19 protein-coding genes are annotated in these 10252 nt (G+C 58.9%); all 19 read right to left on the reverse strand.

Going from position 1 to position 10252, the window contains the following annotated elements; all coding sequences use genetic code 11:
- Positions 1-874: 874 nt before the first annotated feature.
- The gene (locus G6N75_RS03195) at positions 875-1129 is read right to left on the reverse strand and encodes a BrnA antitoxin family protein (RefSeq protein WP_165346624.1); all 255 of its coding nucleotides are present in this window, start codon (positions 1127-1129) and stop codon (positions 875-877) included.
- Positions 1126-1398: a BrnT family toxin gene (locus G6N75_RS03200; RefSeq protein ID WP_165346625.1), complete on the reverse strand. Its 273-nt coding sequence runs from the start codon at positions 1396-1398 to the stop codon at positions 1126-1128. The genes G6N75_RS03195 and G6N75_RS03200 overlap by 4 nt, the downstream gene beginning before the upstream one ends.
- Positions 1399-1510: 112 nt before the next feature.
- The gene (locus G6N75_RS03205; protein WP_165346626.1) at positions 1511-1843 is read right to left on the reverse strand and encodes a hypothetical protein; all 333 of its coding nucleotides are present in this window, start codon (positions 1841-1843) and stop codon (positions 1511-1513) included.
- A 170-nt stretch (positions 1844-2013) separates the two neighbouring features.
- Positions 2014-2214: a hypothetical protein gene (locus G6N75_RS03210; protein ID WP_165346623.1), complete on the reverse strand. Its 201-nt coding sequence runs from the start codon at positions 2212-2214 to the stop codon at positions 2014-2016.
- Positions 2215-2258: 44 nt separating this feature from the next.
- Complete coding sequence (locus G6N75_RS03215) at positions 2259-2747, reverse strand: DM13 domain-containing protein (RefSeq protein ID WP_165346627.1); 489 nt, start codon at positions 2745-2747, stop codon at positions 2259-2261.
- A 31-nt stretch (positions 2748-2778) separates the two neighbouring features.
- Positions 2779-3147 (reverse strand): hypothetical protein, encoded by a 369-nt coding sequence (locus G6N75_RS03220; protein WP_165346628.1) that lies wholly within the window; start codon positions 3145-3147, stop codon positions 2779-2781.
- Positions 3148-3357: 210 nt separating this feature from the next.
- The gene (locus G6N75_RS03225; RefSeq protein ID WP_165346629.1) at positions 3358-3771 is read right to left on the reverse strand and encodes a hypothetical protein; all 414 of its coding nucleotides are present in this window, start codon (positions 3769-3771) and stop codon (positions 3358-3360) included.
- A 157-nt stretch (positions 3772-3928) separates the two neighbouring features.
- Positions 3929-4318, reverse strand: coding sequence for a hypothetical protein (locus G6N75_RS03230; RefSeq protein WP_165346630.1), 390 nt, complete (start codon positions 4316-4318; stop codon positions 3929-3931).
- A gap of 8 nt (positions 4319-4326) precedes the next feature.
- Positions 4327-4683: a hypothetical protein gene (locus G6N75_RS03235; RefSeq protein WP_165346631.1), complete on the reverse strand. Its 357-nt coding sequence runs from the start codon at positions 4681-4683 to the stop codon at positions 4327-4329.
- A complete protein-coding gene (locus G6N75_RS03240; RefSeq protein WP_165346632.1) occupies positions 4673-5110 on the reverse strand; it encodes a hypothetical protein in 438 nt (145 codons plus the stop codon). Before G6N75_RS03240 ends, G6N75_RS03235 begins: the two co-directional genes overlap by 11 nt.
- A gap of 10 nt (positions 5111-5120) precedes the next feature.
- The gene (locus G6N75_RS03245) at positions 5121-5645 is read right to left on the reverse strand and encodes a hypothetical protein (RefSeq protein ID WP_165346633.1); all 525 of its coding nucleotides are present in this window, start codon (positions 5643-5645) and stop codon (positions 5121-5123) included.
- A complete protein-coding gene (locus tag G6N75_RS03250) occupies positions 5635-5802 on the reverse strand; it encodes a hypothetical protein (RefSeq protein ID WP_165346634.1) in 168 nt (55 codons plus the stop codon). The genes G6N75_RS03245 and G6N75_RS03250 overlap by 11 nt, the downstream gene beginning before the upstream one ends.
- An 895-nt stretch (positions 5803-6697) precedes the next feature.
- Entirely contained in the window at positions 6698-7015 is a 318-nt protein-coding gene (locus tag G6N75_RS03255; RefSeq protein WP_165346635.1) for a hypothetical protein, read from the reverse strand.
- Between the two features lie 28 nt (positions 7016-7043).
- Complete coding sequence (locus tag G6N75_RS03260; RefSeq protein WP_165346636.1) at positions 7044-7367, reverse strand: hypothetical protein; 324 nt, start codon at positions 7365-7367, stop codon at positions 7044-7046.
- A gap of 5 nt (positions 7368-7372) precedes the next feature.
- On the reverse strand, positions 7373-7660 hold the full coding sequence (locus tag G6N75_RS03265; RefSeq protein WP_165346637.1) for a hypothetical protein: 288 nt from the start codon (positions 7658-7660) through the stop codon (positions 7373-7375).
- Complete coding sequence (locus G6N75_RS03270) at positions 7632-7919, reverse strand: BrnT family toxin (RefSeq protein WP_165346638.1); 288 nt, start codon at positions 7917-7919, stop codon at positions 7632-7634. Before G6N75_RS03270 ends, G6N75_RS03265 begins: the two co-directional genes overlap by 29 nt.
- A 114-nt stretch (positions 7920-8033) precedes the next feature.
- Complete coding sequence (locus tag G6N75_RS03275; RefSeq protein WP_165346639.1) at positions 8034-8843, reverse strand: DUF5677 domain-containing protein; 810 nt, start codon at positions 8841-8843, stop codon at positions 8034-8036.
- On the reverse strand, positions 8833-9573 hold the full coding sequence (locus G6N75_RS03280) for a hypothetical protein (protein ID WP_165346640.1): 741 nt from the start codon (positions 9571-9573) through the stop codon (positions 8833-8835). Before G6N75_RS03280 ends, G6N75_RS03275 begins: the two co-directional genes overlap by 11 nt.
- 518 nt (positions 9574-10091) lie before the next feature.
- A complete protein-coding gene (locus tag G6N75_RS15420; RefSeq protein WP_346765481.1) occupies positions 10092-10241 on the reverse strand; it encodes a hypothetical protein in 150 nt (49 codons plus the stop codon).
- Between the last annotated feature and the right edge of the window lie 11 nt (positions 10242-10252).

Below are 10252 nucleotides of genomic sequence, written 5' to 3' on the forward strand. Positions count from 1 at the left end.
AGGATTTCGAGCTTCCTGGCAGCCAAGCGTTGAACATCTCTAGGCAGCCGTCGAGAGAACCGGCCACCAAAGATTCGCTCTGTTTCCCGACACTTAAAGGACTTGATCACAAGGGCGAATACTAGCGCTGGGCGTTAGTAACGTCAAGCGATAGCAATGTGGGCTCTGGAGTTCTAACTCTGCCGTTCAGCCGCGCCGAGCGGCAGCGAGGGAAGCCGAGCCAAAGGCGAGGCCGTCGGCTGCAGCGAATGGTTATGTGCCCGATGCACGGACTAGCTCCAAGAAGCCCTGAAGTTTCATATCGCCGGCGCCGGGTATTCGATCTCCGTAAACGGAGTAGGACTGCGCGAATCTAGGCGGGCTTCCCACGAAAAAGACTATGAGCTTGTCCCCTCTGGATTGTCCTACCTCGGGCAGATAGCGCCCGGAAACGTGCTCATCGCCAACGGAGTACTGAAAGTTCGTCGGCGCCTTGAGTACTTCTGTAATGATTGCCTGCATTTCACCATTGGGAGCTCTCTCATACTGAGCCAGCGTGATTGCCGTAGCGATTTCGACTCTCTCCTGAATCGTGCCCTCGTGAAATGGAGGGAATTCCTCCGCTCGAGTGCTGGACTGTGTGGTACTGGGACTAACGGAGGTGGTTTCAACGGCGGGATTGGAATTCTGGGTGCGTACCTGAAGGTACGGTGCAATGAAGATGATGGCTCCCATAGCAAGTCCAAAACCGGCCCCGAAAGCGAGCCCGTGAAGGAATCTCTTAAGCACAACACCTCCCAAACACATAACGCCCTGGATAACCTGCGATGGCGGCTGGCGCGGACCGTGCGTATGCAGGGGCCATGACAGCCGGCATCGTCAGGTTCATCCAACATTAGCTGGCATGCTTCAGCTCTTCACGGACAACCCGGCGCAAAGTTTCTTCCAATGGCTCGCGAGTCTGTCCCATGTACTCCCGCAGTGCGCGATTGATCAGCGTCTGGTAATTGCCGCCTCCAGCCTCATCAACCTGGCGTTTAAACCAGTCGATGACATCCTGGTCAAGCCGGATAGTGATTCGGGTCTTGCCTGGCGGTGTGCTGACCACCGGACCACGCTTGCCCTTACCAAAGTCGTACTCTTTCCTCATCGGTGTTCCTCGTACTGTCGGCGCTCGCCTCTGGATGCCTTGCGCGACGAGATGATCCGAATCCTTTCGCCGCGATGGGTGAACACCGTCACCAGAACTCGGCCAATTGGATCCATGCCCAGCGACACGAAGCGGTCTTCGTCCTCAGCGTCGGGATCAGGAATCGTGACCGCAGAATCGTCGGACAAGGCGATTACGGCGTCAGCGAAATCGACGCCGTGCTTCGCGGCGTTCCGCCTTCCCTTGGCCGGATCCCACTCGTAGTCCATTGCGGCCGAGTGTATGCACGTACGTGCACCACGTCAAGGCGAGCTGGCGGGCAGATGCTGCTAGCTAACGACTGAGCTCAGCCGCGTGCAGGAGGCACGTCGGCTTGAATGATTAGTTAGGCTGCGTCGCGGTGACCGCAGCATCGTTTGGGTAGTACACCACCACGCTGCCCGACCGCAAAGCTTCTTCGTAGAAGCCAGCGAAGCCACGGTAAAGGTCGGTATTGAGCACCTCAACCCTCAAGCGACCAACACGGAGGTTCTCGATCTGGTCGAAGCCGTAACGCTGGCATTCTGCGATCGCAGCCTGGAAGTCGTCTGCCTCTGCGTCCTGCGCGAGAAACAGCATGCACTTGTGCGCTGCCCCGAGTTCGGGATGCCTCCACTCGATCTCGGCATTCCCGGCGAAGCGCGCCTTGAAGCTGTAAATCATCACCGCTTTCATCAGCAGCCTAACTCAACGTGGAGGGACTAAACGCGGTTGAATAACGCATGAAATCTCCCAGATTGCCTGGATGCGATGGTACCAAAGCCCTGATTGAACCAAACGTCACAGCTACCGCATGGAAGGCGGACGCGGCTTGCGCGGCCCGCTGGATTGATGGTGCGTTGTCGTCAGTCGCGGTTCTTGATCGGCGCCAGCAGCATGTAGAAGACCCATGCGAACCAGGACACGAAGATCACCGCCAGCACCCACGCGGCCTTCTCGCCGCCCGTGGCGCGGTCGGAGCCGATGATGATGATGATCGGCAGCAGCCAGATGAAACCGACGATCGCGATCACTACCAGTGGCCCGGCGAGTCCGAATGTCTCCATCTTCCTAGCTCCGCTTCAGGACCGGCTACCAGCGTGCCCGTGGATCAACGGCCAGGCGACTGGTACTGGGCCGCCGTAATGAACTCGCCAAACGCCTCGCACCAGACGATCACTGTCGTGTACTGCGCCGGATCCACATGGGGCGGCACGTGCACAAGGAAGTTGTTGAAGGTCTTCACGTCGCCCACGAGCGCCATGCGCGTCTTGAGCCGATTAAAGTCGGCCTCGGTTTCGACGAACTCGGGCGAAAGGTAGAGCTTGTAGTCTGGCCCGGGCGACAGCCGGCCGACCAGCGAAATCGTTCCCTCGCTGACTGCAACCGTGCCCTCGCCCCAGTGGAGCGCGTCGCTGTCCTCGAGGTCTCGCCGAAACTCCCCGGTGAACGAGGCGGCACCGGTCTCTGCTGAAATCTCGGCCATGGTGGGCGCATCTGGGGCCACCAGGATCGGCAGCATGTAGATTCCGGCGGCGAATCCGAGCGCGGCTACGACTCCGTGTGAAAGCAACAGGAGAACAATGACTTTTGCCTTCATGCCGAATGCAGTTCCACTGAGAGCCTCCCGGTCAGCGCTTGCGTGGGCCGAAGACCCGGCGATTGAAGAGAAGGAAGACGACACCGAAAGCGATGAAGCCTCCGCCCAGGAGGACACCGAAACTTGTCAGGCCGCGACCTGCATACAGGGTTTGGCCGATCAGTATGACGCCGATGAAACCCAGGAACGCAGGTAAAATGAAGCTGCCGCCCTTTTCCGCTGCCGAGTAAGCGCTGGCGTTCCGAGTGATGATCGTGTTGAGGGTTTCAACCATGCTCTCGTGCTGGCCTTTGCAAGCCAGGCCGTGACCCAGGTCTGCTGCGCACTCCGTGCAAAGCCCCTTGCAGCACTCCTTGCAGGTGCCGATCGCGGGCCGGTCATGATGGTTGAAACAATACATGACTCTCCTCTGTGCCTGTCACGGCAACTCGAAATACTGCCTGTGTCGGTAAATCTCTACCAGCCGGCCGTTCCTGAACTTCAGTCGCACAGTGTTGGAAAATTCTCCAGGGCCGTCGAGCTGCACAATCCAGAAGTCATGCGGAGCGAGCCGCTCCAGTTCCTCCAGCGAGGGCACTGCCTTGAAGTAGTCTCCCGCGCGGCGACCATCCTATCTCCTCTTCCCCGACAAGTCTGACCACGCGATCAAACATGCGAGGCCGACGGCGATGCACAAAAACGTCATGCCAAAGCCCAGGAATCCGGGCTGCAATAGCACGGCGCCGCTCGCCCGGCCAGACTCGCACTCCAGGATAACGCCCATCGCGACGAGCAAAGTCAGAGCAGAGGGGATGCCCACGACGGGAACCGCCAGAGCAATCGGCCAATGATCGGCGAGCGCGCGCAGTAGACCGTAGACCAGCGTCGACAGGATCACCGGACACCCTCCGACCAGCGCCAACCGCCAGATATGGCGGTACCCAAGCGCCAGCGCTGTCGACAGGTCGATGTCTGGCCGCAAGGCCACGACCGCCGCGACCACGGGCGGCAGGATGATCGCCCCCAGGCTGACGGCAGCGGCCATGTAAAGTGCCGGCCGCAACGCCCTCGGGAGGCGTCTCGCGAGCCGGTCTAACGGCAGGTTCCGCAGAGCTGAATTCGAGTTCGGTACGTCGGGCGTAGTCCGGTCAGTCATTGGCCTGCCCCTCCATAATGCCTTCTACCACCAGCACCGGAGCGCGCTAGTCACGCCGTCCGCCCACGCGCCCGGACGGCCCGCGACACTCGCTTCTCGGCTTCGTCTTGTTGCAGTTGCGGAACTCGATGATTTCCTTCGACCACTTGCCGATGATCCAGTGTCCACCGACCTTGGACACTGTGACCGCCTCCAGCCCGTCCGGGGTATCAACAAACACCCTCGCATCGGCTTCGCACGGGTCCTCCGCCGTATAGGTGCAGCGGGAGGACGCTGGTCCGATATGGGTGATGGGGTCCGGGTAGAACTCGCGGATGGCAGCCTCTATTTCCTCCACGTCCACAGCCGTGTACTCCAGGGCGTGCGCCTTCGCCGCGGCAAAGGTGGCGAGGATCAGGCAGGCAAGATGGCAACGGCGAGCGCACATCGCGAGCATGGTCGTCGCTACCAGAACCTGAAGGTCGGTACCAAGGGAAACAAGACCCAGTGCGCCAAAGGCGCGAGCACACCGATCAGGCATAAGGCCATGACTGTGCGCGGATCGCGCCAGCGCTTTACGAGCGCCATGACGACGGCCAGCAGGAATGACCCGAGAGAGGCGAGGAGCAGGGTAAAGAACAGGTAGATCTCGATCACGTCCGCGAAGCTATAGGGCTCATCCGGGGCCGGCACCCAGCTCGCCCATATGAAGGAGCGAAAAGCCAGGGCGAAGGCGAGGATCCCGAAGCAGACCGTGAACGCCCAACGAACCGGCCTCGGCCACCGGGACGCAGGTCGCTTGCGTGACTGATCAGGCGTCATCCGGCTTCCCTCCGGAGCTCTCGGGGCGAGGGCGCGGATCCTCATCCGACGCCGCCTCAATGTTCCGCTCCGTCAGGTCCAGGTACGCACGGAACAACTCGGCGAAGGGCGCCACATCGCCGGCAAAGTAGCCGACCTGGTCCACGACCCCGCCCGTCGCCCGGCGCGTGATCCATGCCGGATGGGCGGGATGGCCCGGCAAGGTGAAGGCAAAATGCAGGACCAGGTCCTGGCTGTGCAGGATCTCCAGATACTCCTCGGGGAAGACTCTCAGCGTGTCACCGTGAGCCGTGTGCACCGATTCTCGGTATGAGTGCCATTGCTCTGCAGTGACCCTCGCCTCGGCAAAGGGTTTGTACTCCGGTGTGCCCGCAAGGGAGACGGGGACGCAAAGGCCAAGGATCAAAGCGATGATCAGTCGTCTCATGGCGCCTGGCTCAGTTCAAGAAGCCTATGGTACTTCTCGACGCGGACCTGCTGTACCGGGCAAGCATCCATCCGGCAATAGCATGGGTCACCAGGATCGCAGGCCATGCTGCAGCGACAACGATAGCGAAACCGTACAAGGCGAGCGGTGGCATGAAGAGAAGGACAAGTAGGAGTTGTTGTAGCGATGCGGGTAGGTTTTGGGCCTCAATGAGCAGCAGGACACAGGCCACGGCAGAGCCGCCAAGGCTGGCCAGAACAAACACAATGACTGGACAGAGCACCAGCTCGAAAGTCGGGCGCTCCCCCTCGACTTCGCAATACCAGGCACCGTAGCGAAAGCCAAGACCGGCCGCGAAGACAACGGCGGCAATGAACCCGACGATGATCGGCCATTGGTTGGTATCAAAACGCAGGCGAATGAACGCATAGACCAGCGAGGCGGCCATGGCAGCGCTCAGCAGGACTGCCGCCCTGCGGCGCATTCGTGCACATGCACGGTTGGGCGAACCCGGATCGCTCGGATCAGTGCTCATTTCCGCCCATGAAGGTGAATCTCTTTCCGACGGCCGTTTCCGGGGTAAGACCAAGCTTGGCCAGGTCGGCCAACGAGCCTTCGGTAAGCAGGAAGCCGTTGTCTGTCATCCTTGCGTTGAGATCAATGAATATCTGCGGCATAGCTTCGTTGCTCATGACGCCGAACGGGCCTGGCACTGAGCCCCTGGGCCCCTGGGCCCCTTCGAGCCCCGCCTGCCGCCGTCTGAGGTTTGAGTTCAGTCCGCGCGCGATTGCGCCTGCAACGAATTTTCAGCGCCCAGATCGCGACGGTCGATTTCCTCATGCCTCCCCCGTTCGAGTCGTAATGCAGAAGTACATTTGCTCTGCCCGCTGCGGGTTCTCTTCACGCCATCTGGCGGCTTCTTCCGCGATCGTCCTGCGACACAGTTCCGCTGCATCTGCCGCAGATAGATTTTCCAAGGAAGCTGACCCCATTGGACCACCGTGTCCATGCCTTCCGTCAGGGTATTTGACCCAACCCTCCCAGCCAAGGATGTGCAGGCCGCGGGCCTCGATGATGTTGATTGCCGCGAGCGCCGCGTCTAGCGGGAGCACGACTTCGCGATAGGAGATTGATTGGGCCCGAATGCTGTGTGGCAGGAGAGCGAGTACCGTGGACTGTGTCACAGCGAGGCCTAACGCCGCGTCAAGCCACGCCGTGCAACGAGCAGGGCAATCGCGATCCCAACGGCGGGCGCTACGATCAAAGCGGTGCCCCACCCGATACCGGTGAGCAAGTCGTAGCCTGGGGTCCCGAGATGAAACACCCACCCATCGCCGAATCCCAGGGCGTAGGCGAGCCGTGTGACCGCGCCGAATTTCGGGTGCAGTAGCTCGATCGCGCCCCTCAATAGAAGCAGGTATGCCAGTGCGGAGGCCAAGCCAACGGCTGCGATCCAGAACAGCGAGATAGGGCGGTTCGCCATCGAGCCCGCCTAATGTCCGCGCTGAGCGGCGCGAACGCCGACGTTTGAGCTTGGCGCTTTATCCTTCACACGTCCGCTCCGGTGACGTGTTAGGCGGCGGCGCGTTAGTGCACGCCATCGTCTTTGTCCGGTTCTACAGGATACGTATGGAATACCACAACTGCACCGTCGATCAGAGCTTGGTCGAAGCGCTCGAGGCCGGCAACGTCGCCTGTGAAGTCATCGCGAGTTGTGTACGTATTGCTTTCCACAGCTTTGCAATTCCAGCCGGCGTCTGAAATCTCACGTTGTGCCGCCGCCAATGCCGCCTCCTTCGAGGTTTCGGTTACATAAACGAGTACAAAGGCACCGCCGTACTGCGCAAAGGCATCAGACCTCGCCGAGGGGAGTGCTTCGATGGTTACGACCCAGAGCCCTTTCAACGCCGTCTAACTCGATTTAGGCCACAAGCTATCTGAACTGCACCAAGGCGCCGTACACGGCTTCACCGGCTCGGACTTGCGCCTCAACCTCGGAAAGGCGCCGCGCAATCCTGCGCCAGTGGCGGACCCAGTGGATTAGCAACGGCAAGCCGAATAAGAGGTAGGTTGCCGTCGCTATAACGATCGCTGGCCAAATTTCAGTCGGGTTCAGCCACAAGGAAGCTGCGGCAACTACGGCGCTGAAAAGCAGCCCGCCCAGTGCGGCTGTCAGCACCGACCTTTGACGCCGCTGCGCGACAACTTCTCGAGCCTGCTCAAGGTCGCTCAGCGTGACGAGGTCGGCAGTGTCCATATGGCCTACCGTTCGCGTTCAGCGGCGCGAGTCTTCGAGCGTCCGCTGGAACGCTTAGTTAGATCGTCCTGGTACTGGTCCGTATATTCATCCAGCAGCCGACGAATCATCCTCTGATAGGAAGTGTGATTGCGCTCCGCCACCGCCTTGAAAAAATCGACGCTTCGACGGCTCAGCGAAATGGTTACCTTTACTCCCTCCTCGCCCACAACGAGCTCTTCGGGCGACGGAAGGAAATCCCGAACTACCCTCGCCTGAATCGGCTCATCCGTGTACTTGATTCTCTTGCTCATAGATCCGCTTGCCCTTGCGCCAGTATCCGGCGCCGATGATGCGAATCACGTACTTCCGGTAAGTGAACCGCACGGTAAGAACTCCTCCGCCCACTGATCCAAAACAGTAGAAGCGTTCCTCCGATTCGCTATGCACGAGGTTCTGCGCGATCACTCGCTTCGGATCCAGGAACGCCTCCTGGGCAAGGCTAAAGCTGACACCATGCTTCTGCTGGTTCTCCGCTTCCTTATCGAAGTCCCATTCGAACTTGGTTGTCATCGAATTAGACTATCAGGAGTATGGCGTAGTGGCCATACTTATGTCTGGGCGATCTAACGCCCACGTTCACCGGCGGGCCGAGCAACGCGAGGCCCGTCCGAGTGCAACGCGTTGTTAGTCGTCGGTTTCGTCATTGGCAGGACCGAATGGGTGATTGTCGACGAAAAATGCAACAGGCAATGGCAACTCGCACTGGAGCTTGAGTTTCTCACTTAGGAGGTCATAGGTTCGGCTGACATACTTTGCTGATCGGTACAAGAAGTCTGGATCGGTCCTTAGATCCGGAACTACTGGGATACGGTGGTTCTTGTGAAGCGGGTTCTCGCAATGAATGACGTTATAGACCCCTACGTGCTGCCACATGCTGTGAGTGGGGCCGCTAAATGGGACGTATGCGAACTTATACAACCCTTCGCATCCAGCCTCGGCTGCCATTTCTCGAGTTGACTTGCCCGACCAGGAACCTACGTTGACCTCAATAGCCCACTCCATTAACTGTGAGTCGAGCCAGCTCTTTCTTACTTCGATCATTTTCTCAATGCGCTCATCCGGCTCATCGGCTGGAGCTTCGTCGGCTTCATTCTCAAGATACTCGAGAAAGAGTTTCTCTTGTCCCAAACCGAACCGGATGTACTCCCTACTTCGCTCCAGTGGCGCGCCAAGTATCCAGGCGAGCGTGATGTGCGTGTCCGTCATGCATCGGAGGATAAGCGGCGCAATGTGCCCGTTCCAGATTCCAGGATTAGTAGCAATCTCGATAGCGAGAGTAGCCTGTCGGGCGGCCAAGCCACCAATCGCTTCAGATGTCTCGTTGTTGTAGATCTCCGGCCTGTATTTGTTCCACCGTTCCCGCAGGCCAGCCTTTACTGCATCGCAGTAGCCGAGAATGAAAGCATCAAACCTGTCCGGCTCATCACCACCCATCGCGCGCGTACTCAGGTCGCTGACACGGAGTTAACTCGGCACCGCGGTTCCAAAAGTGCTTAGCCCACGTAGGAGGCAGCTCTAGCATTCCGAACTCTGCCATTGCATTTGCGCGCATGAATGATGCAGCTCTCCTCGCTTCGTCGGAGTCTGGTCGTTCAAATACCGAATTGAAGTCCGGAACCTCGATTTGAGTGGAGAACTTGATTGTCCCGGCAACCAGTCGTGTGAGCAGCATTGCTCCGTGCAATGCGATCCCTGGTGTCTCGTACTTATCAAGATGCTTCTTCACGGACTCTGCAATACGCTGGACTAAGGCCTCATGGGGGATTGCGGCAGAGGGTGGCCCCACGAAAGAAAGCGCGAAGTTATCGTACAGCAGCACCAACGGCGCTAGGGCGAACCTGATGTCGTCAATGAACCCCGCGCTTGAGAGCGCAGCCAGGAGGTCCACCTTCTGCTTGTCTGTGAGATTCGCATACGCAGCCTGAAGCGCATAATTGACGGGCTTGTCGCTCTTTGGCCACGCCGTCGAGACCTCGACTATCGTCTCTAGAAGTCGGGACCCGAATCGGTAACCGCTCCGGTCGTGTATTAGACCGAGCCAAATGAGCTCCGGCAGCATGTCGTTAACGTAACTCTGCTCCCGCATCATCGGCAATTGCTTCATGGGCGGGATAAAGCGCTTGCCTTCGCGCTTATAGCCTTCGAGATTCGCTTTCTTGACCACCCTACTGAATCCGACGGCTAACGTTCCGCTTGAGCGGCCGAGCGACAGCGAGGTCCGGCGCCCCGAAGGGGCGCGAACTCGAAGCGGTTGTTATGTTGCTTACCCATTTGCCTTCTTCGCGATTTCTTCTTTCGTTTGCAACTGCTTCCCGCAGAATGGGCAGAAGATAACCGCTTGGTCGAACCAACCAGGCCCTTTGTCTGTTTGAGCATAACCGACCGTTAGATAGAGCAGATTTTTCTTCTCCACAAAGAAGAACGAGGTTGGTGGAGATGTCATTGCGTCTTTTAGGTCTTTGCAGCACGAACCGAAGAGACCCTTGTGAACTTGTGAATTCACATTTTCAGTTCCCGCAATTGTTCTTTGTATTCAAGCCGCCCACGCGAACACGCCGGCGGCAGAAGACTTTAATAGTTCACGCTTAGTCATGGTCGTCTGATTGATTGGCAACATAACGTTTAGATTCAGCCGCGCCCGTTTGCGGGTGTCGGCTGCAAGCTCGAGTTAGAACGGACCAGTTACGCGGCATGCGGCGTGACCTCCTTGTCAAGCCGCTCGTCAAGTTCCTCCTCTGCGCGACACAGGTCGTAACGCGTCTGCAGGTTCAGCCAGAACTGCGCTTCCATGCCAAAGTACCTGCCAAGTCGCAGTGCGGTGTCCGCAGTGATTGACCGCTTGC

The organism is Thioalkalivibrio sp. XN8, from assembly GCF_011058255.1.
In the GTDB taxonomy this organism is placed as follows: domain Bacteria; phylum Pseudomonadota; class Gammaproteobacteria; order Steroidobacterales; family XN24; genus XN24.

Excerpts from the sequence above, each read along its gene's own strand:
- G6N75_RS03195 (WP_165346624.1), bottom strand. The coding sequence starts at position 1,129 with ATGAGGAAAGAGTACGACTTTGGTAAGGGCAAGCGTGGTCCGGTGGTC.
- G6N75_RS03200 (WP_165346625.1), bottom strand. The coding sequence starts at position 1,398 with ATGGACTACGAGTGGGATCCGGCCAAGGGAAGGCGGAACGCCGCGAAG.
- G6N75_RS03205 (WP_165346626.1), bottom strand. The coding sequence starts at position 1,843 with ATGAAAGCGGTGATGATTTACAGCTTCAAGGCGCGCTTCGCCGGGAAT.
- G6N75_RS03210 (WP_165346623.1), bottom strand. The coding sequence starts at position 2,214 with ATGGAGACATTCGGACTCGCCGGGCCACTGGTAGTGATCGCGATCGTC.
- G6N75_RS03215 (WP_165346627.1), bottom strand. The coding sequence starts at position 2,747 with ATGAAGGCAAAAGTCATTGTTCTCCTGTTGCTTTCACACGGAGTCGTA.
- G6N75_RS03220 (WP_165346628.1), bottom strand. The coding sequence starts at position 3,147 with ATGTATTGTTTCAACCATCATGACCGGCCCGCGATCGGCACCTGCAAG.
- G6N75_RS03225 (WP_165346629.1), bottom strand. The coding sequence starts at position 3,771 with ATGGCCGCTGCCGTCAGCCTGGGGGCGATCATCCTGCCGCCCGTGGTC.
- G6N75_RS03230 (WP_165346630.1), bottom strand. The coding sequence starts at position 4,318 with ATGCTCGCGATGTGCGCTCGCCGTTGCCATCTTGCCTGCCTGATCCTC.
- G6N75_RS03235 (WP_165346631.1), bottom strand. The coding sequence starts at position 4,683 with ATGACGCCTGATCAGTCACGCAAGCGACCTGCGTCCCGGTGGCCGAGG.
- G6N75_RS03240 (WP_165346632.1), bottom strand. The coding sequence starts at position 5,110 with ATGAGACGACTGATCATCGCTTTGATCCTTGGCCTTTGCGTCCCCGTC.
- G6N75_RS03245 (WP_165346633.1), bottom strand. The coding sequence starts at position 5,645 with ATGAGCACTGATCCGAGCGATCCGGGTTCGCCCAACCGTGCATGTGCA.
- G6N75_RS03250 (WP_165346634.1), bottom strand. The coding sequence starts at position 5,802 with ATGAGCAACGAAGCTATGCCGCAGATATTCATTGATCTCAACGCAAGG.
- G6N75_RS03260 (WP_165346636.1), bottom strand. The coding sequence starts at position 7,367 with ATGGACACTGCCGACCTCGTCACGCTGAGCGACCTTGAGCAGGCTCGA.
- G6N75_RS03265 (WP_165346637.1), bottom strand. The coding sequence starts at position 7,660 with ATGAGCAAGAGAATCAAGTACACGGATGAGCCGATTCAGGCGAGGGTA.
- G6N75_RS03270 (WP_165346638.1), bottom strand. The coding sequence starts at position 7,919 with ATGACAACCAAGTTCGAATGGGACTTCGATAAGGAAGCGGAGAACCAG.
- G6N75_RS03275 (WP_165346639.1), bottom strand. The coding sequence starts at position 8,843 with ATGGGTGGTGATGAGCCGGACAGGTTTGATGCTTTCATTCTCGGCTAC.